The sequence below is a fragment of the Actinosynnema mirum DSM 43827 genome (assembly GCF_000023245.1).
GTDB lineage: Bacteria > Actinomycetota > Actinomycetes > Mycobacteriales > Pseudonocardiaceae > Actinosynnema > Actinosynnema mirum.
Genome location: NC_013093.1, coordinates 1362928 through 1382674, shown reverse-complemented (window position 1 = coordinate 1382674; position 19747 = coordinate 1362928). Strand labels below are relative to the sequence as shown.

Here is a 19747-nt window from a genome sequence, read left to right as displayed (position 1 = left end):
ACCACCACCCCAACGGCCACCGGCCGGCAGAGCCCGTGTCCCTCTTTTTTGGAGGTCTGCCCCGCCGGCGAGGCGTGCCCTTCAGCTCTTGACCTTGACCCTCAACCCCACCCTCAGGTCAACCGCCGGACAACCGCGTCAGCCAACAACCGCCCCCGGTCCGTCAACACGCACCTACCCCGCGCAAGCGCCATCGGCTCCAGCAACCCCTCAGCCGCCACCCGAGCAGCCTCCCGCCGCCCGTCCCGGTCCAGGACCTCCACCGGCAACCCTTCGGACAGTCGCAACTCCAACAGCACCCGCTCAACCCTGCGATCGTCCTCCGCCAGCACCTCACGCCCAGCCGCAGGCGACCCACCCCCCGCCAGCACCGCCGCGTACTTGGCCGGATGCTTCACGTTCCACCACCGCACCCCACCCACGTGGCTGTGCGCCCCAGGCCCGGCCCCCCACCAGTCCGCCCCTTGCCAGTACAGGACGTTGTGCCTGCACCGCCCCTCCTCCGACGCGGCCCAGTTGGACACCTCGTACCAGCTCATCCCCATCTCACGAGCCGCCGCGTCCACCATCTCGTACCGCTCCGCCAGCACGTCGTCATCCGGCGCGGGCAGCTCCCCCCGCCGCACCCTCCGCGCCAGCGCCGTGCCCTCCTCGACGATCAGCGCGTAGGCCGACAGGTGATCCACCCCGGCATCCCGCACGACCGCCAACGACTCCCGCAGGTCCTCGTCCCGCTCCCCCGGAGTCCCGTAGATCAAATCCAGGTTGACGTGCTCGAACCCACCCTCCCGAGCCTCCCTGGCCGCAGCCGCCGCCCGCCCTGGCGTGTGCTTGCGATCCAAGATCTGCAACACGTGCCGCGCAGCCGACTGCATCCCCAGCGACACCCGCGTGTACCCGGCCTCCCGGATCGCCGCGAAGAACTCCGACGACGTCGACTCCGGATTCGACTCCGTCGTCACCTCGGCCCCAGGCGCGAGCCCCACCGACGACCGCACCGCCTCCAGCACCGCCGCCAACCCGTCCGCCCCCAACAACGACGGCGTCCCCCCACCCACGAACACCGTCTCGGCCGCAGGCGGCGACCCCAGCACCCGAGCCGCCAGGTCCAACTCCCTCCGCAACCCCTCCAACCACGACTCCGGCGACGCGGACGTCCCCAGCTCCCCCGCCGTGTAAGTGTTGAAGTCGCAGTACCCGCACCGGGTAGCGCAGAACGGCACGTGCACGTACACCCCGAACGGCCGCGTGCCGAGCCCTTCCAGAGCGGTCGCGGGCAGCGACCCGTCCGAGGGTGCGGGATCACCGGCAGGCAGTGCGGAAGGCATACCCCCATTGTCCCCCACCTCCCGCACCCACCCGCCCGACCAGCCGCACCGCCCCCTCCCCCCACCACCACCCCCTCTCCCCACCACCACCCCCTCCCACCCAGCACCGCCACACCCCTTCCACCCCCCAGCGCAACCCCCTCCGTGAGATGTCCCACCATGCGGATGCCTGTGGACCACAACATGGACCCGTGGCACGCTCAGCCGCATGACGACGAACGGAATTCGCCTGGTGGTCCGCCGCCACGTCGACTTCCGCCGCGTCTCCAGCGCGATGTGCCCCCGTTCGGCATAACCCCGCGCCTTTTCGTTCCCGTAGGCGCCGGGGTGCGCTGACGGGGCCTCCACCACCGCACCACCGGGCTCGCCACGCGCACCACCGCGCCGCCACTCCACCTCCGGAGGCCAGCGGATGGTTCCCCCGACGACATCGCCCCCGACGGCAACGCCCTCGACGCCGGCGCCCCCGCGCGCCAGGCAGCGGCGGGGCGAGGGCCAGTGGGCGCTCGGCTACCGCGAGCCGCTCAACCCGAACGAGCGGAGCAAGAAGGACGACGACCCGCTCAACGTGCGCGCGCGGATCGAGACGATCTACGCGCCGGGTGGCTTCGCCTCGATCGACCCCGCCGACCTGCGGGGCCGTTTCCGCTGGTACGGGCTGTACACGCAGCGCAAGCCGGGGATCGACGGCGGCCGGACGGCGACGCTCGCGCCGGAGGAGCTGGACGACGAGCACTTCATGCTCCGCGTCCGGATCGACGGCGGCAGGCTGACCACCGCGCAGCTCGCGCTGATCGGGGAGCTCTCCCAGACCTACGCCCGCGACACCGCCGACATCACCGACCGGCAGAACGTCCAGTACCACTGGATCCGCATCGAGGACGTCCCCACGCTCTGGGAGCGCCTGGAAGCCGCCGGGCTGACCACGATGGAGGCCTGCGGCGACAGCCCCCGCGTCGTCCTGGGCTCCCCGCTCGCGGGCATCGCCGAGGACGAGGTGCTCGACGGCGGCCCGGCCATCGACGAGATCCTGCGCCGCTACATCGGCGACCCGCGCTTCTCGAACCTGCCGCGCAAGTTCAAGACCGCCATCTCGGGCCTGCCGGACGTGGCGCACGAGGTGCACGACGTGGCGTTCGTCGGCGTCGTCCACCCGGAGCACGGCCCCGGCTTCGACCTGTGGGTGGGCGGCGGCCTGTCGACCAACCCGATGATCGCGAAGCGGCTGGGCGCGTGGATCCCGCTGGACGAGGTGCCGGACGTGTGGGAGGGCGTGATCAGCGTCTTCCGCGACTACGGCTACCGCAGGCTGCGGAACCGGGCGCGGCTGAAGTTCCTCGTCGCCGACTGGGGCGCGGAGAAGTTCCGCCAGGTCCTGGAGGACGAGTACCTGAACCGGAAGCTGATCGACGGCCCCGCCCCCGAGGTGCCCGAGGTCGCGCGCGACCACGTGGGCGTGCACCGGCAGAAGGACGGCCTGTTCGCGGTCGGCGCGGCGCCGATCGCGGGCCGGGTGTCCGGGTCGACCCTGGTGGAGGTCGCCAAGGCGGTGGAGCGGGCCGGGTCGAACCGGGTGCGGCTCACCCCGCAGCAGAAGCTCGTCGTGCTGGACGTGCCCGAGGCCGAGGTGGACGGCCTGCGCGCGGACCTGGCGGCGCTCGGGCTGCCCACCGAGCCCTCGCCGTGGCGGCGCGGGGTGATGGCGTGCACCGGGCTGGAGTTCTGCAAGCTCGCGATCGTCGAGACCAAGGCGCGCGCGGCGGAGCTGGTGACGGCGCTGGAGGCGCGGCTCGCGGACGTGGTGGCCGGGGTCGCGGCGCCGATCTCGGTGCACCTCAACGGCTGCCCGAACTCGTGCGCGCGCATCCAGACCGCCGACATCGGCCTCAAGGGCCAGATCGTCACCGACGGCGACGGCCGCCAGGTCGAGGGCTTCCAGGTGCACCTGGGCGGCGGGCTCGGGCTGGACGCCGGGTTCGGGCGCAAGCTGCGCGGCCACAAGGTCACCGCGGCCGAGCTGCCCGAGTACGTGGAGCGGGTGGTGCGGCACTACCTGGCCGGGCGGGACGGCGGCGAGCGGTTCGCCCAGTGGGTGGCCCGCGCGGACGAGGGGCTGCTGCGGTGAGCGAGCGCGCGACGCCCTTCCACTGCCCCTACTGCGGCGACGAGGACCTCCGCCCGCAGGAGGAGCCCGCGCACGCGTGGTTGTGCTCGGCGTGCCGCCGGGTGTTCACGGTCAAGTTCATCGGGTTGAACCTGCCCCAGGAGGTGCACGGGTGAGCGGGATCAAGGAAGACCTGAGAGTCGTGGCGCAGGCCGCCCAGGTCGAGCTGGCCGACGCGACCGCCGAACAGGCCCTGGCCTGGACCGCCCGCACGTTCGGCGACAGCTGGATCGTCGCGTCGAACATGCAGGACGCGGTGCTGGTGGACCTCGCCGCGAAGGTCAAGCCGGACGTGGACGTGCTGTTCCTGGAGACCGGCTACCACTTCGCCGAGACCATCGGCACCCGCGACGCGGTCGACCTGGTCTACCCGGAGCTGCGGATCGTCAACGCCGCCGCCGAGCAGTCCGCCGCCGACCAGGAGGCGGAGTTCGGGCCGCTCAACCGGACCGACCCCGGCCGCTGCTGCCGGCTGCGCAAGGTCGTGCCGCTGCGCCGCACCCTGGCCGGGTACGACGCGTGGGTGACCGGCGTGCGCCGCGTCGACGCCCCGACCAGGGCGGACACCCCGATCGTGCAGTGGGACGAGCGCAACGGGCTGGTGAAGGTCAACCCGATCGCGTCGTGGTCCGACGACGAGTTCAACGGCTACCTCGCCGAGCACGGAATCCTGGAGAACCCCCTGGTGCAGGCGGGTTACCCCTCCATCGGCTGCGCGCCGTGCACCGCCAAGCCGCTGCCGGGCGCCGACCCGCGCAGTGGCCGCTGGGCGGGCACCGCCAAGACGGAATGCGGGTTGCACGGATGACTCTGGCCCTGGACGCGCTCGACCGCCTCGAGTCCGAGGCGGTGCACATCTTCCGCGAGGTCGCGGGCGAGTTCGACCGCCCGGTGATCCTGTTCTCCGGCGGCAAGGACTCGACGCTGCTGCTGCACCTGGCGGTCAAGGCCTTCTGGCCCGCCCCGGTGCCGTTCCCGCTGCTGCACGTGGACACCGGGCACAACTTCGACGAGGTGATCCGCTTCCGCGACGAGGTCGTCGCCCGGCACGGCCTGCGCCTGGAGGTGGCGCGGGTGCAGGACTACCTGGACGACGGCAGGCTCGCCGAGCGCCCGGACGGCACCCGCAACCCGCTGCAGACCGTGCCGCTGCTGGACGCGATCACCGCGAACCGGTTCGACGCGGTGTTCGGCGGCGGCAGGCGGGACGAGGAGCGGGCCCGCGCCAAGGAGCGCATCTTCAGCCTGCGCAACGCCTTCGGCCAGTGGGAGCCGCGCAGGCAGCGGCCGGAGCTGTGGAACCTCTACAACGGCAGGCACCGGGCCGGTGAGCACGTGCGGGTGTTCCCGCTGTCGAACTGGACCGAGCTGGACGTGTGGCGCTACATCGCCCGCGAGCGCGTCGAGCTGCCGCCCATCTACTACGCGCACCGCCGCGAGGTGTACCTGCGCGACGGCATGTGGCTGGCGCGGGGCCCGTGGGGCGGTCCGCGCGAGGGCGAGGAGCTGCTGGAGAAGACGGTGCGCTACCGGACGGTCGGCGACGGCTCGTGCACCGGGGCGGTGGAGTCCGAGGCCGCCGACATCGACGCGGTGATCGCGGAGGTCGCCGCCAGCAGGCTCACCGAGCGGGGCGCCACGCGCGCCGACGACCGGTTGAGCGAGGCCGCCATGGAGGACCGCAAGCGGGAGGGGTACTTCTAGATGAGCGACCTGCTGAGACTGGCCACGGCGGGCAGCGTGGACGACGGCAAGTCCACCCTGGTCGGGCGGCTGCTGTACGACACGAAGTCGGTGCTGGCGGACACCCTGGACGCGGTGCAGCGGGCCAGCGCGGACCGGGGGCTGACGACGCCGGACCTGTCGCTGCTGGTGGACGGGCTGCGCTCGGAGCGCGAGCAGGGCATCACGATCGACGTGGCCTACCGGTACTTCGCGACGCCGCGCCGCACGTTCGTGCTCGCCGACACCCCCGGCCACGTGCAGTACACCCGCAACACCGTGACGGGCGCGTCGACGGCGCAGCTCGCGGTGCTGCTGGTGGACGCGCGCCGGGGCGTGGTGGAGCAGACCCGGCGGCACGCGGCGGTGCTGGCGCTGCTGGGCGTGCCCCGGCTGGTGCTGGCGGTGAACAAGGTGGACCTGGTCGGCTACGACGAGGTCGTGTTCGCCCGCATCGCCAAGGAGTTCGCCGCCCACGCGTCCGCGCTGGGCTTCGCCGAGGACTCGGTGGTGTCGATCCCGGTGTCCGCGCTGGTGGGCGACAACGTGGTGGACCGGTCGGCGAGCACGCCCTGGTACTCGGGGCCGACGCTGCTGGAGCACCTGGAGTCGGTGCCGGTGGAGCCGGACCCGCACGACGCGCCGTTCCGGTTCCCGGTGCAGTACGTGATCCGGCCGCGCACCGCCGAGCACCCGGACTACCGGGGGTACGCGGGGCAGGTCGCTGCGGGCACGGTCCGGGTCGGCGACGAGGTGACCGTGCTGCCCGGCGGGTCGCGCACGACGGTGACCGGCATCGACACGGCGGACGGGCCGCTGGCCGAGGCGGCGGCGGGCCGGTCGGTGACGCTGCTGCTGGCGCACGACCTGGACGTCTCCCGAGGCGACCTGATCGCGGCCGGTGACGCGCCGGAGGTGGTGGACGAGTTCACCGCCACGCTGTGCTGGCTGGCCGAGAAGCCCCTCGCACCCGGCGCGCGGGTGCTGGTCAAGCACGGCACGCGCACCGTCCAGGCGATCGTGACCGAGCTGCTGTCCCGGTTCGACGAGCAGGCGCTGGCCAGCACGGGCGCGCCGGACGCGTTGCGGCTCAACGACATCGGCCAGGTGCGGGTGCGCACCGCCGAGCCCGTCCCGGTGGACGACTACACCCGCGACCGGCGCACCGGGGCGTTCCTGGTGATCGACGCCGGTGACGGCGGCACCCTCGCAGCGGGCCTGGTGGGCGCGCCGCTTCCCGAACCGGACGCGCCGAGGGCCCAGGCCGGGGGCGTCGCGCTCGCCGACGGCCGCGCCCTGGTCTCCCCCGGCCCCTGACCTCCCCCCAACCCCACTCCCCCGAAAGGTCCCCTCCCTTGAGAGCACACCGCCGCGCTGTGAAGACCACCGCAGTCCTGCTCGCGGCCCTGGCCGTCGCGACGGGCTGCTCCCGCGCCGAGCGCGCCGAGGAGAGCGCGCCCGCCGCCGACCAGGGGGCCGCCGCCGAGCTGCGGCTGGGCTACTTCCCGAACGTCACCCACGCGTCCGCGCTGATCGGCGTGGAGCGGGGGCTGTTCGCGAAGGAGCTGGGCTCGACCAAGCTGACCACGCAGACCTTCAACGCCGGGCCCGAGGCGGTGAACGCGCTGCTGGGCGAGTCGCTGGACGCGACGTTCATCGGGTCCGGCCCGGCGATCAACGCCTACGCCAAGTCCGGCGGGGAGGCGGTGAAGCTGATCGCCGGGGCCACCTCGGGCGGCGCGCAGCTCGTCGTCAAGCCGGAGATCACCACCCCGCAGGACCTCAAGGGCAAGGTCATCACCACCCCGCAGCTGGCGAACACGCAGGACGTGGCGCTGAAGAAGTGGCTGTCCGACCAGGGGCTGGCCATCGGCGCGGGCCCCGACCAGGTCAACGTCACCAACACCGAGAACTCGCAGAGCCTGGACCTGTTCCGCTCCGGCGGGGTGCAGGGCGCGTGGGCCCCGGAGCCGTGGTCGTCGCGGCTGGTGGTCGACGCGGGCGCGAAGGTGCTGCTGGACGAGAAGACCCTGTGGGAGGGCGGGAAGTTCCCGACCACGGTGCTGATCGTGCGCACGGAGTTCCTGCAGCAGCACCCGGACACCGTGCGGGCGCTGCTGCGCGGGCACCTCGCCGCGACCAAGTACGCGCGGGACGACGCGGCGGGCGCCAAGACCACCGTGAACGAGGCGCTGAAGAAGCTGACCGGCAAGGCGCTGGGCGAGCCGGTGCTGGACCGGGCGTTCGAGGGCATCGAGCTGACCCTGGACCCGCAGGCCGCGGCGTTCCCGCAGCTCGCGGAGGACGCGGTGACGGCGGGCGTGGCCAAGGAGGCGGCCGACGTCGCCGGGCTGGCCGACTTCGGGCCGCTGGGCGAGGTGCTGAAGGCCGCCGGTGAGCCCGCCGTGGACGCCGCGGGCCTGGACCGGAAGTAGCGAGGGCCCCACGAGGAAGGCAGGCACACCATGACCGCCACGCTCGGCACCACGGCGCCGCGATCCGGCGTCGACGCGGCCGTCACCCTGACCGGGGTGCGCAAGGAGTTCGGGACCGGGCAGCACGCCGTGGTCGCCCTCGACGGGGTCGACCTGCAGGTGGCCCCCGGCGAGTTCGTGTGCCTGCTGGGCGCGTCCGGCTGCGGCAAGTCCACGCTGCTGAACCTGGTGGCCGGGCTGGACGCGCCCACGTCCGGCCGGATCGGGCTGACCACGTCCAGGCCCGCGGTGATGTTCCAGGAGGCCGCGCTGATGCCGTGGCTGACGGCGGAGCGGAACGTGGAGCTGCCGCTGCGGCTGGCCGGGGTGCGGCGCGGGGAGCGGCGGGCGCGGGCCGGGGAGCTGCTGGAGCTGGTGCGGCTGTCCGGGGTCGGGCGCAAGCGCCCGCACGAGCTGTCCGGCGGGATGCGGCAGCGGGTGGCGCTGGCTCGGGCGCTGGCGTCCGCCCAGGGCAGCGCCGACGACGGGGCGCCCGCGCTGCTGCTGATGGACGAGCCGTTCGCGGCGCTGGACGCCATCACGCGGGACGTGCTCCAGTCCGAGCTGGCCCGCGTGTGGCGGGAGACCGGCACGGCGGTGCTGTTCGTGACGCACGACGTGCGCGAGGCGGTGCGGCTGGGGCAGCGGGTGGTGCTGCTGTCGTCGCGGCCGGGGCGGGTCGTGCGGGAGTGGGCCGTCGAGGGGCGGGACCCGGCTGAGCTGATCGAGGACGTCACCGGGCGGCTGCGGGAGGTGATCAGTGGTCACGCGGCGGCCTGAGGTGGAAGGAGCGCCCGAGGTCCCGGGGCAGGGCGTCTCGGGGCGGGGGGCCTCGGCGCCCGCGTCCACCGCGCGGTCGGCGGACCTGGCTGCGGTCGGGGCCGGTCTGGACGCGCTGGACACGCCGATCGGGGAGCGCCCGCCATCGGTGTGGCGCAGGCTGGCGCGCACCGCCCTGCCGCCGCTGGTGGCGTTCGCGCTGCTGCTCGTGGTGTGGCAGGCGCTGTGGGCGGCGGCGCTCTGGCCGGAGTACCGGCTGCCGTCGCCGCTGTCGGTGTGGGGCGCGGTGGCGGAGGCGGTGCGCACGGGGCGGGCCGCCGAGGTGCTGTGGACGTCGGTGCACCGGGCGGTGCTGGGGTTCCTGGCGGCGGTGGTGATCGCGACGCCGCTGGGGCTGCTGATCGCGAAGGTGCGGCTGGTGCGGGCGGCGATCGGGTCGCTGCTGTCCGGGCTGCAGAGCCTGCCGTCGGTGGCGTGGGTGCCCGCGGGCATCCTGTGGTTCGGGGCGACGCCGTCGACGATCTACTTCGTGGTGCTGATGGGCTCGGTGCCGTCGATCGCGAACGGCCTGGTGGCGGGCGTGGACCAGGTGCCGCCGCTGCTGCCGAGGGTCGGGCAGGCGCTGGGGGCGGGGCGGTTGGCGTCCGCGCGGCACATCCTGCTGCCCGCCGCGCTGCCCGGTTACCTGGCCGGGTTGAAGCAGGGGTGGGCGTTCTCGTGGCGGTCGCTGATGGCGGCCGAGATCATCGCCACCTCGCCGCAGCTGGGCGAGGGGCTGGGGCAGTACCTGCACAACGGGGCGTCGCTGAACGACATCTCGATGGTGATCGCGGCGATCTTCCTGATCCTGCTGGTGGGCGTGGGGATCGAGCTGCTGCTGTTCCGGCCGCTGGAGCGGGCGGTGCTGCGGGCGCGCGGGTTGACGGGGGCGCTGACGTGAGCGCGCTCGTGGCGGTGGCGCACGGGAGCCGGGACCCGAGGTCGGCGGCGGTGGTGAACGAGCTGCTCGGCGTGGTGCGGGCGCTGCGGCCGGAGCTGGACGTGCGGGCGTCGTTCCTGGAGCTGTCCGCGCCGAGGCTGCCGGACGTGCTGCGGGCGGTCCGCGCGGACGGCCACCGGGAGGCGGTGGTGGTGCCGCTGCTGCTGGGGCGGGCGTACCACGCGCGGGTGGACGTGCCGAGCGCCGTGGCGGAGGCGGCGGTGCTCGGGCTGGACGTGGCGATCGCGGACGTGCTGGGCCCGGACCCGAGGCTGGAGTCGGCGGCCCTGAGGCGGCTGGCCGAGGCCGGGGTCGGCTTCGGGGACCGGTCGTGGGGCGTGGTGCTCGCGGCGGCGGGGTCCTCGCACGCGCGGGCGAACGCCGTGGTGCGCGCGACGGCGCGCCGCTGGGCGGCGGGCGCGGGCTGGGCGGGCGTGGAACCGGCGTTCGCGGCGAGCGCCGCGCCGGACGCGGCCGTGGCGGCGGCCAGGCTGCGCGCGGCGGGCGCGAGGCGCGTGGCGGTGGCGTCGTGGTTCCTGGCGCCGGGCCTGCTGCCGGACCGGGTGGCGGGTCTGGTGGGCGCCGACGCGGTCGTCGCGGCCCCGCTGGGCGCGGACCCGGAGGTGGCGGAGCTGGTGCTGCACCGGTACGCGGGAGCGCGGGTGGGGGTGGCGGCGATCGCCTAGGCGGGTGCTTGGGTCGGAACGAGGGCGGTCCCACACACCGTCGGTGGTGGGCGGGACCGCTTCGTCGCTCGCGGTCGGGTCAGAGGAGACCCAGGAACTCGTCAGGGCTCAGCCCCGCCTGGCGCAGGATCGAGGCGAGCGTGCCGCGCTTCACGGTGCCGTGCATCGGCACGACGGCGATCCTGCCGTCCTCGTGGCGGTAGACGGCGTGGCTGCCCTTGGTGCGGTTGTACTCGAACCCCACCGACTCCAGGACCCGCACGACCTTGCGGACCGGAACGTCGGAGAGCGCGGGGCTCACGCGGCGCTACCGGCCACCTGGAACGTGGTCACCAGCTCGGGGGTCGTCAGCTTGGCGTCGGGACGCTCTTCGAGGTACAGCTCCACCGCCTCGGCGAGGTTCGCCAGCGCCTCGGCGACGGTCAGCCCCTGGCTGGCGACGTCCACCTCCAGGCACTGGGCCACGTGCCACTCCTCCTCCTGGTGGACGGCCGCGGTGAGGGTCAACTGCTCGTTCATGACACCAGTGTCCCCGACCGCCCGCCGCTTGGCGAGGATTCCTCGGTCCCCGGCTCAGGTGATCTACCACCGCGAACGCGATGCCGTGGCGACCACCACCACGCCGGGTCGCCTAGAGCGGTGTCGGGTACACCACGGTCAGCACTCGTCCCTCGGCTCCCTGCGTCGCCGCGTCCTGCAGGACCGAGTCCACCGCCGCGGAGCCCACCGGGTCCTTGCGGTCGAAGACCTCGCGCTGCGGCCAGATCAGCACGTGCTCGCCCTCCGGCAGCCAGGACAGGTCCACCAGGCAGTCGTACAGCGCGTCCAGGTTGCGCCCGAACCAGTCCGGGAAGGACAGCGCCGCCGCGATCGCGTCCAGCGCCGCGCGCTTGCCGGTGATCTCCGCTCCCGCGAGCACGTGCGGGTGCGCGCCGCGCTCCTCGGCCTCGTGGACCGCGCGCGCCGTCACCTGGCCACGTCCACGACGACGAACGACTCGTAGTGGTCAGCGGTGTAGTACACCTCGTCCTCCTGACCGGTCACCAGCCTGCGCGCCCCCCGGTCACGACTACCCGGAGTGGGCACCGTGTACTCGCGGTAGTACTCGCCCTTGTGCTGCGGCAGCAGCTTCTCGCGGTTGCGGAACACCACGCCGTCGTTGCGCGGGTACGGGAACGGGCCGTCGCTGGTGATCAGCTTCCAGGTCTCGGCGGCCTGCGCGGGCAGCTCCGACAGCGGCTGCACGCTGAAGCCGGACGCCGACGCGCCGGGCACGGACGTGGTGCCCGCGCTGGAGGACGGGGGTGCGGGGGTCGAGTCGTTGCCGTGGTCCTTCGCGAAGTAGCCGACCACCACCAGGGCGATCAGGCCGACGAGCGCGACGGTGAGGCGCCTACCGGGAGTCACCCATCCAGCCTACGAACGCGTCCTGCCCTCGCGGAGGCGGGGCTCCCGCACGTCGGTGGGCAGCGCGCCCACCGGGGGCTCGGCCTCCGGGTCGCCGCTGAGCCGCGCCGAGGCCTCGTCGACCACCCGGTCGATGAACCTCGCCACACCCAGCGCGGCGGGGAGCAGGACGGCCATCACGAGGGGGAACTGGAGGAAGAACGGCAGCTGGGCGAGCCACAGCTCCACCCCGTCCCACCAGCGCGCGATCGATTCCATATCGCCGTCGAGGGTAGCGCGTGACCCGTCCCCCGGAGGAGTGATCGCCTGAGTAGGTTCGCTGGCATGTTCTCCGTCTACGCAGCCGAGCCCAGCCCCGACCAGCCCCTCGCCGCGCTGCGGGTGGGGGAGCGACCCGAACCCGAGACGCCCGACGGGTGGGTGCGGGTGGCCGTGCGCGCGGCCACCCTGAACATGCACGACCTGTGGACCCTGCGCGGGGTCGGGATCAAGGCGGACCGGTTCCCGATGATCCTGGGCTGCGACGGCGCGGGCGTGCTGGAGGACGGCGCCGAGGTGGTGCTGCACTCCCTCGTCGGCAGCCCGGACCACGTCGGCGACGAGACCCTGGACCCCGGCCGCTCGCTGCTGACCGAGAAGCACCAGGGCGCGTTCGCCGACTGGGTCGTGGTGCCCAGGCGCAACGCGATCCCGAAGCCGTCCGGCCTGGACTTCGCCGAGGCCGCCTGCATGGGCACGGCGTGGCTGACCGCGTACCGGATGCTGTTCGTGAAGTCCGGGCTGCGGCCGGGTCAGACGATGCTCGTGCAGGGCGCCTCCGGCGGGGTGTCGACGGCGCTGGTGCAGCTGGGGCGCGCGGCCGGGTACCGGGTGTGGGTGACCGGGCGGACCGAGGCCAAGCGCGCGCTGGCGGAGTCGCTGGGCGCGCACGCGTCCTTCGAGAGCGGCGCGCGCTTGCCCGAACGGGTGGACGCGGTGTTCGAGACGGTCGGGAAGGCGACCTGGTCGCACTCGATGAAGTCGCTCAAGCCCGGCGGCACGGTCGTGGTGTCCGGCGCGACCACCGGCGACCCGTCGGCGGCGGAGCTGCAGCGGCTGTTCTTCCTCCAGCTGCGGGTGGTCGGCTCGACCATGGGCACGCGGGACGAGCTGGTGGACCTGCTGGCGTTCTGCGAGCGCAACGGCCTGCGCCCGCACATCGGCGCCCGCCTGCCGATGGCCGACGCCGAGGCGGGCTTCCGCGCGATGCTGGACGGCGAGACGGCGGGCAAGACCGTCTTCACCCTGGGCTGACCGGCGGGCCCGGTCGCCCAGGGGCGGCCGGGCCTACTCCGGGACCCAGTCCGGCCTGCGCTTCTCCAGCCGGGCCGCGATGCCCTCCTGCCCCTCCGGGCCGCCGAAGTGCGCGGCGGAGAGCCGCAGCATGTCCGCGAACGCCGCGTCCACGTCGGTCCCGCGCTGGAGCATCGCCTTGGTGGCGGCGAGCGCGCCGGGCGCGCCGAGGACGAGCATGTCGGTGAACCGCGCGACCTCCGCGTCCAGCCCGTCGGCGGTGACGACCGCGTTGACCAGCCCGATCCGGGCGGCCCGCTCGGCGTCGAACACCTCGCCGGTGAGGAACAGCTCGTGCGCGGCCCTGGACGAGAGCCGGGGCAGCACGGTGACGGAGATGATCGCGGGCACGACGCCGATGCGGACCTCGCTGAACGCGAACGTGGCCGAGTCGACGGCGACCGCGACGTCGCAGGCGGCGACCAGCCCGACCCCACCCGCGCGCGCCGGTCCGGCGAGCCGCGCGAGCACCGGCTTGGGGCTGGCCCAGAGGGTCTTGAGGATCTCGGGGAACTCGTTCACGCCCTGGTCGGCGGACGCGGCGCCCTGCGCCTCCTTGAGGTCCATGCCCGAGCAGAACACCGGCCCGGTGTGGGTGAGGACCACGACCCGCACGGCGTCGTCGGCCAGCGCGTCCGCCAGGTGCGCGAGCAGCTCGCGACGCAGCCGGGCGGAGAGGGCGTTGCGGTTGTGCGGCGAGTCGAGCGTGATCGTCGCGACCCCGCGCCGCACCTCGTGGTGGACCAGCTGCTCTGCTGCCATGCGGGCACTCTGCCACGGCGCGGGCGGTGACTGCCAGCACCCGGCGGGCGCTCGCCGCGCGACCCCGCACCCCCCTGATCCACCCACTCCGCCACAAATCCCCCACCACCCCCTGCGGCTCCCCGAACCGGGCCGGGACCGGGCAGGCCGCCGTTGTCCCCGCGTGCCCTCACCGCCGTGAGATCCGCGTAGGTTCGGCCGCCACTGCACGGTCGGCCAACGTGAGGGAGCGGGCGGATGTCCTCTGCGCACAGCGGGTTCGGACAGGGGCGGGGCGTCTTCCGGCGCAAACCCGTCCTGGAGGGCGACAGCCCGCACCAGGGCGGCGGGCTCACCAGGACGCTCGGCCTCTGGCAGCTCACCGCCATCGGCGTCGGCGGCATCATCGGCGCCGGGATCTTCTCGCTCGCGGGCGCGGTCGCCAACAAGACCGCGGGGCCCGCCGTGCTCATCTCGTTCCTCGTCGCGGGCATCGCCAGCGCCGCCGCCGCGTTCTCCTACGCCGAGTTCGCCGGCCTCATCCCGCAGGCGGGCTCGGCCTACACCTACGGCTACGCCGTGCTCGGGGAGATCGTCGGCTGGTTCATCGGCTGGGACCTGCTGCTGGAGTACACCGCGATCGTGGCGGTGGTCGCGATCGGCATCTCCGGCTACTTCAACGAGCTCCTGAGCCTCCTCGGCCTGCACCTGCCCGAGTGGATGCTCGGCGCGCCCGGCACCGAGGCGGGCGAGGCCGCCCCCGGCAGCTACAAGGTGAACCTGTTCGCCGCCCTGCTGTGCCTGCTGATCGCGTTCGTCCTCAACCAGGGCATGAAGAACGCCGCCCGCTTCGAGACCACCCTCGTCTACCTCAAGGTCGCGGTGGTCCTGCTGGTCGTGGTGGTCGGCGCGTTCCACATCGACACCGCCAACTACAACCCGTTCTTCCCGTTCGGGATCTCCGGCGCCCTCACCGGCGCGGCCACGGTGTTCTTCGCCGTCTTCGGCTACGACGCGATGAGCACGGCCGCCGAGGAGTCCACCGACTCGCGCAAGCACATGCCCAAGGCGATCCTGTACTCCCTGGCCATCTCGATGGTGCTGTACGTGCTGGCCTGCCTGGTGCTGACCGGCATGGTCCCATACTCGCAGGTGGACACCGAGAGCGCGTTCGCCACCGCCTTCGCCGACGTCGGCCTGCCCGCGCTGGGCATCGTCATCTCCGTCGGCGCGGTCCTGGGCATCACGACGGTGCTGTTCACGTTCCTCATGGGCGCCGCCCGCGTCGGCTACTCGATGAGCCGCGACGGGCTGCTCCCCCGCTGGTTCGCCAAGACCCACCCGACCAAGCACGTCCCCACCCGCACCACCTGGGTGCTGGGCGTGGCGTCCGCCGTGATCGCCGGGTTCCTGCCGATCGCCGAGGCCGCCGAGCTGACCAACATCGGCATCCTGCTGGCGTTCGTGGTGGTGTGCGTCGCGGTGATCGTGCTGCGCTACCGCAGGCCGGACCTGCCGCGCACGTTCCGCACGCCGGGGATGCCCGTGGTGCCGATCGTCGGCGTGGTGTTCTCGCTGTGGCTGATCACCTTCCTGGCCCCGGAGACGTGGCTGCGGTTCGCGGTGTGGTTCGCCATCGGACTGGTCGTCTACTACGCCTACGGCAAGCGGCACTCGGCGCTGGCGGACCGGACCGACCGGACCGACCGCGGCGAGCCGGGCTCAGACTGACCCGCACCACCGGTCGACCACGTCGGCCAGCACCCCGAGCGGCAGCGGGCCGCCGCGCAGCACCAGGTCGTGGAACTCCCTGATGTCGAACGCGGCCCCCAGCCGGTCGCTCGCCACCCCGCGCAGGCGCTGGATCTCCAGCCGTCCCACCATGTACGACAGCGCCTGCGCGGGCGCCTCGATGTACCGGTCCACCTCGGCCTGGACGTCCGCCTCCGGCGCGGCCGTGCTCGCCCGCAGGTACTCGACGGCCCGCTCGCGCGTCCACCCGAGCGCGTGCATCCCGGTGTCGACCACGAGCCTGGCGGCGCGCAGCGAGTCCGCGCTGAGCATCCCCAACCGGGCCAGGTCGCCGCTGTAGAGCCCCATCTCGTCGGCCAGCCGCTCCGCGTACAGCCCCCACCCCTCCAGGTAGGCCTCGAACGCGGCGAACCGGCGCAGCGGCGGCAGGTCGGTCAGCTCCTGGGCCAGGGAGATCTGGAAGTGGTGCCCCGGAACCCCCTCGTGGAACGCGACCGCCTCGGCGCTGACCCGGTTCCGCTCGGCCGCGCGGTGGGTGTTGACGAAGTACGTGCCCGGCCTGCTGCCGTCCATCGCCGGGTCGACGTAGTAGGCCAGCGGCGCGTTGGGGGCCTCGTCGTCGGGCACGGTGGCGACCGCGCAGCGCTTGGCGGGCACGGACCCGAACCAGTCCCCCGCCGCCAGCTCGGCGCGCGCGAGGACCTTCCGGGCCAGCTCGACCATCTGGGCGCCGTCGGTCCAGCGCAGCTCCGGGTCGGCGAGCAGCCTGGCCCGGACCCCGGCGGCCCGCTCGCGCGCGGTCGCCCCCGGCAGCGGCCCGAAGACGCGCGCGCCGATCTCCTCGTACTCGCGGTCCAGCTCGGCCACCAGCCCCAGGCCGACCTCGTGCAGCTCGCGGGCGGTGCGCTCGGTGGTGGTGTAGGCGGCGACGAGCCCGGCGTAGTGCCGCTCGCCGTCGGCCAGCCAGCACAGGCCGGGCTCGTCGGCGCTCCGACCGCGCGGGGCCACGCGCTCGCGCAGCACGTCCCGGTACCGGGCGAGGGCGGGGTCGACCAGCTCGGTGATCAGCCGCTCGCGCTCGGCGGCGTGCCCGGCGGACAGCGGCGGGACGCGCAGCGGGCCGGAGGGGTCGGCGAGGTGGCGGTCGAGCCGGGTGACGGCGGCGTCGACGAGGTGGGCGAGCGGGCGGCGGTCGGAGTCGAGCTGGCGGGTGGCCAGCGCCTCCAGGTAGCCGGGGACGGCGCGCAGGCGGGCCAGGTAGTCCAGCTCGCCCCGACCGGGCGCGGGTCTGATCATGGACAGCGAGGTGAGCAGCAGCGGCACGGGGGCGTTGAAGCCCTCGGCGTGGGTGTGCTCGACCAGGCGCGCCCCGAGCTTGGCGACCGTGCCGGTGGCCTGCTGGGCGACGACGGCCCTGGTGATCGGGTCGTCGTCGCCCTCGGCGGCGCAGGCGGCCAGCTCGGCGGCCCGGCGCGCGGCCCCGGCCTCGGCCTCGGCGCTCGGATCGGGCAACCGGTCGTCCCACCCCGGCACCCCGATGAGGGTCGCCATCAGCGGGTCCGAGGTCAGGACCAGGGTGAACAGCTCGTCGGCTAACTCGCGCGCGGTCATCACGGGCACATTGTCACCGCGCGGGCGTCGCTAGAGCGGGCGAATCCGCGCGTTGGCCCGCGCGATGGCCTCGACGGCCTGCCCGTTCAGGTCGGCGACCAGCTGGGCGGCCGGGACCGAACGGGCCAGGGGGTACGCCTGCCCGGCCCACATCGACATCAGCTCGGGGTCGCCGGACGCGCGGATCGGCTTGGTCAGGTGGTGCACCCTCGGGTAGGCGGCCGGGGCGTGCGGGGTGTGCTCGGTGAGGAACCGGTTGACCAGCCCGCGCGCGGGCCTGCCGCTGAACGCCCTGGTCAGCGCGGTGCGCCGGGTGCCTTCGGCGAGGGCTTGGCGGTGCGCGGGCGCGGTGCCCGCCTCGGGGCAGGCCAGGAACGCGGTGCCGAGCTGCGCGGCGACCGCCCCGGCGGCGAGGACGGCGGCGACGTCCGCGCCGTGCGCGATGCCGCCCGCCGCGATGAGCGGGAGCGAGACGCGGGCGCCGACCAGGCGCAACGCGGTCAGCAGGCCGAGCAGCTCGCCGCCGCCGGGGCTGCGGCCGTCGTCGGCGAAGGTGCCCCGGTGGCCACCGGCGTCGACGCCCTGCACGCACAGCGCGTCGACGCCGACCCGCGCGGCCTGCTCGGCCTCGGCGGGGGTGGTGACGGTGGCGACGGTGGTGGTCCCCGCCGCGCGCAGCCGGTCGACGTCGGAGGCCGACGGCAGGCCGAACGTGAACGAGACCACCGGGACGCGCAGCGCCAGGAGGAGCTCCAGCTTGGCCGGGTAGGAGTCGTCGTCCCAGCGCGGCTCGCCCGGTTCGAGGCCCGACTGGTCGACCAGCAGCCGCCGGTAGGCCCGCGCCTCGGCGGCGCCGCCGTCCGGGCCGGGCACGAACAGGTTGACGCCGAACGGCGCGGTGGACAGCGCGGTGGTGCGGGCGATGCGGTCGGCCAGCGCGTCGGGCGTCAGGTAGCCCGCCGGGAGGAAGCCGAGCCCGCCCGCGCCGCCCACCGCGGCGACGAGCTCGGGGGTGGACGGGCCACCCGCCATCGGGGCGGCGATCACCGGGACCGGGAGCGATTCCAGCAGCATGGTCGGAGGCTAGTCCGGTTCGGCGCGCTCGCCCGTGGGGAGGGGCGGGGACCACCGCCCCTCCCCGCGGCGCGGACCCCGTTACGGCAGGGTCTTGAGGTGCGGGGCCACGGTGTTCGAGAACTGCCAGTTCGCGGTGGCGTCCCAGTTGATCGACCACGTCATGGCGCCCCGGATGCCGGGCCAGGTCTTCGCGGGCTTGAAGCTCCCGCAGCCCGTGCCCCTGGCCAGGCAGTCCAGCGCGGCGTTGACGTTGGCGGGCGACTGGTAGCCGCCGCCCGCGGCCGAGCCGGAGGACGGCAGGCCGAGGCCGACCTGGTCGGGCCGCAGCCCGTTCTCCAGCTGCACGCAGGCCAGCGACACGAGGAAGTCCACGCTGCCCTGGGAGTAGACCTTCTGGTCGCAGCCGAGCATCGCGCCGGAGTTGTAGAACTGCATGTTGACGACGGTGAGGATGTCCTTCACCGCGAGCGCCAGCTTGAAGTACTCGGTCCCGGTGGACTGCATGTCGATGGTCTGCGGGGCCATCGTGATGATCTTGCCGCCGGCCGCGTGGATCGCGCGCAGCGCCGGGGCCATGTGGGTGGCGTTGACGCCGTTCTCCAGGTCGACGTCCACGCCGTCGAACCCGTAGGAGGCCACCAGGTCCTTGACGCTGTTCGCGAAGTTCGCGGAGGCGGTGGAGTCGCCGACGGAGATGGTGCCGCGCTCGCCGCCGACCGAGATGATGACCTTCTGGCCGCGCGACTTGAGGGTCTTCACGTCCGCCTTGAACTGGGCGTCGGTGTAGCCGCCGAGCTTGCCCGCGAGGCCGGGGTCGAGGGTGAACGAGACGGCGCCGGGCCTGGTCGGGACGGCGTCCGCGAACGAGACCGCGACGATGTCGTAGGCGCGCGGCACGTCGGCGAGCTTGAGCGCCTTCGAGCCGTTGTCGAAGTTGTGCCAGTACCCGGTGAGCAGGTGCTTGGGCAGCGCCGGGTCGGGCTGGCCGGGGTTGTTCGACGTCGTCGTGGTCGGGGGCGTGGTGGTCGGGGGCGTCGTGGTGGTGGGCTTGGTGGTGGTCGTGGTCGGCTTCGTCGTGGTGGTGGGCGGCGTGGTCGTGGTGGGCTGGGTGCCACCGGGGCCGTCCAGGACCACGTCGTCGGCGTAGTAGGTCGGCTGGCCGTACCAGCCGTGCAGGTAGACGGTCACGCTCGTGGCGCCCGCGCCGGTGGTGAAGCCCAGCTTGAGCTCGGAGAACCCGGTCGAGCCGGGCGTCCAGGTGTTCTTGTCGTCGCCGCCGGTGCCGCTCACGCCCAGGTAGACGTAGCTGCCCTGGACCCACGCCGACAGGGAGTAGGCGGTGTTCGGGCGGACCTGGACGGTCTGGGAGCAGCGGGCGTTGTCCGAGCCCTCGGGGGTCGCGGACAGCGCGTGCGAGCCGCTGCGCTTGGGCGAGGTCACGGCGGAGGACTTGCCGGAGCAGGTCCAGCCGCTGGTCGATCCGGTGTCGAACCCGGAGTTGGAGACGAGGTTCGCGGCCGACGCGCTCCCCGAGGCGAGCAGGATCGCCCCGGTGATCGTCAGCGCTGCCGCGGTCAGGGCGCCCAGCGCCCTCGCGGTCTTTCCAGCCACAGGCCACCTCAGCAGGGGTTGGTGGGGTCAGCGGGCGCCCGGCCGGTCGACCGGGCACCGCCAAAGTGGACTAGACCAATGTG

Annotated in this window: 22 protein-coding genes; 12 read left to right on the top strand and 10 right to left on the bottom strand. The window is 73.8% G+C overall.

The features are described from left to right. Window positions 1-113: 113 nt before the first annotated feature. Window positions 114-1328 (bottom strand): radical SAM family heme chaperone HemW, encoded by a 1215-nt coding sequence (gene hemW / locus AMIR_RS06215; RefSeq protein WP_015800082.1) that lies wholly within the window; start codon window positions 1326-1328, stop codon window positions 114-116. Between the two features lie 208 nt (window positions 1329-1536). On the opposite strand from hemW, the gene AMIR_RS43145 reads away from it, so the two are divergent. The 10 genes from AMIR_RS43145 to AMIR_RS06170 all read left to right on the top strand — a co-directional run bounded on the left by AMIR_RS43145 (window position 1537) and on the right by AMIR_RS06170 (window position 10133). After that, window positions 1537-1623 (top strand): putative leader peptide, encoded by an 87-nt coding sequence (locus AMIR_RS43145; protein WP_372494808.1) that lies wholly within the window; start codon window positions 1537-1539, stop codon window positions 1621-1623. A 117-nt stretch (window positions 1624-1740) separates the two neighbouring features. Then, window positions 1741-3453 carry a nitrite/sulfite reductase gene (locus tag AMIR_RS06210; RefSeq protein WP_015800081.1) on the top strand — a complete coding sequence of 571 codons (1713 nt, stop codon included), beginning with the start codon at window positions 1741-1743 and terminating at the stop codon, window positions 3451-3453. Next, window positions 3450-3608 carry a hypothetical protein gene (locus tag AMIR_RS06205; RefSeq protein WP_015800080.1) on the top strand — a complete coding sequence of 53 codons (159 nt, stop codon included), beginning with the start codon at window positions 3450-3452 and terminating at the stop codon, window positions 3606-3608. Before AMIR_RS06210 ends, AMIR_RS06205 begins: the two co-directional genes overlap by 4 nt. Further along, window positions 3605-4300, top strand: a complete 696-nt coding sequence (locus AMIR_RS06200; protein WP_015800079.1) for a phosphoadenylyl-sulfate reductase — start codon at window positions 3605-3607, stop codon at window positions 4298-4300. Before AMIR_RS06205 ends, AMIR_RS06200 begins: the two co-directional genes overlap by 4 nt. After that, complete coding sequence (gene cysD, locus AMIR_RS06195; protein WP_015800078.1) at window positions 4297-5196, top strand: sulfate adenylyltransferase subunit CysD; 900 nt, start codon at window positions 4297-4299, stop codon at window positions 5194-5196. Before AMIR_RS06200 ends, cysD begins: the two co-directional genes overlap by 4 nt. Then, window positions 5197-6531 (top strand): sulfate adenylyltransferase subunit 1, encoded by a 1335-nt coding sequence (locus tag AMIR_RS06190; protein ID WP_015800077.1) that lies wholly within the window; start codon window positions 5197-5199, stop codon window positions 6529-6531. Between the two features lie 38 nt (window positions 6532-6569). Next, window positions 6570-7649 carry an ABC transporter substrate-binding protein gene (locus AMIR_RS06185; protein ID WP_041836613.1) on the top strand — a complete coding sequence of 360 codons (1080 nt, stop codon included), beginning with the start codon at window positions 6570-6572 and terminating at the stop codon, window positions 7647-7649. A 30-nt stretch (window positions 7650-7679) separates the two neighbouring features. Next, window positions 7680-8468 carry an ABC transporter ATP-binding protein gene (locus AMIR_RS06180; protein WP_015800075.1) on the top strand — a complete coding sequence of 263 codons (789 nt, stop codon included), beginning with the start codon at window positions 7680-7682 and terminating at the stop codon, window positions 8466-8468. An 85-nt stretch (window positions 8469-8553) separates the two neighbouring features. Beyond that, window positions 8554-9408, top strand: coding sequence for an ABC transporter permease (locus tag AMIR_RS06175; RefSeq protein WP_049797090.1), 855 nt, complete (start codon window positions 8554-8556; stop codon window positions 9406-9408). Next, window positions 9405-10133: a sirohydrochlorin chelatase gene (locus AMIR_RS06170; protein WP_041836612.1), complete on the top strand. Its 729-nt coding sequence runs from the start codon at window positions 9405-9407 to the stop codon at window positions 10131-10133. The genes AMIR_RS06175 and AMIR_RS06170 overlap by 4 nt, the downstream gene beginning before the upstream one ends. Before the next feature lie 79 nt (window positions 10134-10212). Here AMIR_RS06170 and AMIR_RS06165 read toward each other — a convergent pair whose 3' ends face one another. From AMIR_RS06165 to AMIR_RS06145, 5 genes are all read right to left on the bottom strand, one after another. Beyond that, window positions 10213-10434 carry a type II toxin-antitoxin system HicA family toxin gene (locus tag AMIR_RS06165; RefSeq protein ID WP_015800072.1) on the bottom strand — a complete coding sequence of 74 codons (222 nt, stop codon included), beginning with the start codon at window positions 10432-10434 and terminating at the stop codon, window positions 10213-10215. Next, window positions 10431-10652, bottom strand: coding sequence for a type II toxin-antitoxin system HicB family antitoxin (locus tag AMIR_RS06160; protein WP_015800071.1), 222 nt, complete (start codon window positions 10650-10652; stop codon window positions 10431-10433). Before AMIR_RS06160 ends, AMIR_RS06165 begins: the two co-directional genes overlap by 4 nt. A 112-nt stretch (window positions 10653-10764) precedes the next feature. Beyond that, window positions 10765-11103: a barstar family protein gene (locus AMIR_RS06155; RefSeq protein ID WP_015800070.1), complete on the bottom strand. Its 339-nt coding sequence runs from the start codon at window positions 11101-11103 to the stop codon at window positions 10765-10767. Then, window positions 11100-11540 (bottom strand): guanyl-specific ribonuclease, encoded by a 441-nt coding sequence (locus AMIR_RS06150; protein ID WP_015800069.1) that lies wholly within the window; start codon window positions 11538-11540, stop codon window positions 11100-11102. The genes AMIR_RS06155 and AMIR_RS06150 overlap by 4 nt, the downstream gene beginning before the upstream one ends. 9 nt (window positions 11541-11549) lie before the next feature. Next, window positions 11550-11798, bottom strand: coding sequence for a hypothetical protein (locus tag AMIR_RS06145; RefSeq protein WP_015800068.1), 249 nt, complete (start codon window positions 11796-11798; stop codon window positions 11550-11552). Between the two features lie 66 nt (window positions 11799-11864). Here AMIR_RS06145 and AMIR_RS06140 point away from each other — a divergent pair, with 66 nt between their 5' ends. After that, window positions 11865-12833 carry a zinc-binding dehydrogenase gene (locus AMIR_RS06140; protein WP_015800067.1) on the top strand — a complete coding sequence of 323 codons (969 nt, stop codon included), beginning with the start codon at window positions 11865-11867 and terminating at the stop codon, window positions 12831-12833. A gap of 33 nt (window positions 12834-12866) precedes the next feature. On the opposite strand, the gene AMIR_RS06135 is transcribed toward AMIR_RS06140, so the two are convergent. Continuing rightward, window positions 12867-13634, bottom strand: coding sequence for an enoyl-CoA hydratase-related protein (locus AMIR_RS06135; protein WP_015800066.1), 768 nt, complete (start codon window positions 13632-13634; stop codon window positions 12867-12869). A gap of 237 nt (window positions 13635-13871) precedes the next feature. On the opposite strand from AMIR_RS06135, the gene AMIR_RS06130 reads away from it, so the two are divergent. Continuing rightward, window positions 13872-15344, top strand: a complete 1473-nt coding sequence (locus AMIR_RS06130) for an amino acid permease (RefSeq protein ID WP_015800065.1) — start codon at window positions 13872-13874, stop codon at window positions 15342-15344. Here AMIR_RS06130 and AMIR_RS06125 read toward each other — a convergent pair. The 3 genes from AMIR_RS06125 to AMIR_RS06115 form a co-directional block, all read right to left on the bottom strand. Next, window positions 15336-16976 (bottom strand): DUF885 domain-containing protein, encoded by a 1641-nt coding sequence (locus AMIR_RS06125; protein WP_015800064.1) that lies wholly within the window; start codon window positions 16974-16976, stop codon window positions 15336-15338. The two genes, AMIR_RS06130 and AMIR_RS06125, sit on opposite strands and share 9 nt — an antisense overlap. 30 nt (window positions 16977-17006) lie before the next feature. Further along, entirely contained in the window at window positions 17007-18047 is a 1041-nt protein-coding gene (locus tag AMIR_RS06120) for a nitronate monooxygenase (RefSeq protein ID WP_041837414.1), read from the bottom strand. Window positions 18048-18131: 84 nt separating this feature from the next. Continuing rightward, window positions 18132-19664 carry a chitinase gene (locus AMIR_RS06115; protein ID WP_015800062.1) on the bottom strand — a complete coding sequence of 511 codons (1533 nt, stop codon included), beginning with the start codon at window positions 19662-19664 and terminating at the stop codon, window positions 18132-18134. Window positions 19665-19747 lie beyond the last annotated feature (83 nt).

Excerpts from the sequence above, each read along its gene's own strand:
- hemW (WP_015800082.1), bottom strand. The coding sequence starts at position 1,328 with ATGCCTTCCGCACTGCCTGCCGGTGATCCCGCACCCTCGGACGGGTCG.
- AMIR_RS43145 (WP_372494808.1), top strand. The coding sequence starts at position 1,537 with ATGACGACGAACGGAATTCGCCTGGTGGTCCGCCGCCACGTCGACTTC.
- AMIR_RS06210 (WP_015800081.1), top strand. The coding sequence starts at position 1,741 with ATGGTTCCCCCGACGACATCGCCCCCGACGGCAACGCCCTCGACGCCG.
- cysD (WP_015800078.1), top strand. The coding sequence starts at position 4,297 with ATGACTCTGGCCCTGGACGCGCTCGACCGCCTCGAGTCCGAGGCGGTG.
- AMIR_RS06190 (WP_015800077.1), top strand. The coding sequence starts at position 5,197 with ATGAGCGACCTGCTGAGACTGGCCACGGCGGGCAGCGTGGACGACGGC.
- AMIR_RS06180 (WP_015800075.1), top strand. The coding sequence starts at position 7,680 with ATGACCGCCACGCTCGGCACCACGGCGCCGCGATCCGGCGTCGACGCG.
- AMIR_RS06160 (WP_015800071.1), bottom strand. The coding sequence starts at position 10,652 with ATGAACGAGCAGTTGACCCTCACCGCGGCCGTCCACCAGGAGGAGGAG.
- AMIR_RS06145 (WP_015800068.1), bottom strand. The coding sequence starts at position 11,798 with ATGGAATCGATCGCGCGCTGGTGGGACGGGGTGGAGCTGTGGCTCGCC.
- AMIR_RS06140 (WP_015800067.1), top strand. The coding sequence starts at position 11,865 with ATGTTCTCCGTCTACGCAGCCGAGCCCAGCCCCGACCAGCCCCTCGCC.
- AMIR_RS06135 (WP_015800066.1), bottom strand. The coding sequence starts at position 13,634 with ATGGCAGCAGAGCAGCTGGTCCACCACGAGGTGCGGCGCGGGGTCGCG.
- AMIR_RS06130 (WP_015800065.1), top strand. The coding sequence starts at position 13,872 with ATGTCCTCTGCGCACAGCGGGTTCGGACAGGGGCGGGGCGTCTTCCGG.
- AMIR_RS06125 (WP_015800064.1), bottom strand. The coding sequence starts at position 16,976 with ATGACCGCGCGCGAGTTAGCCGACGAGCTGTTCACCCTGGTCCTGACC.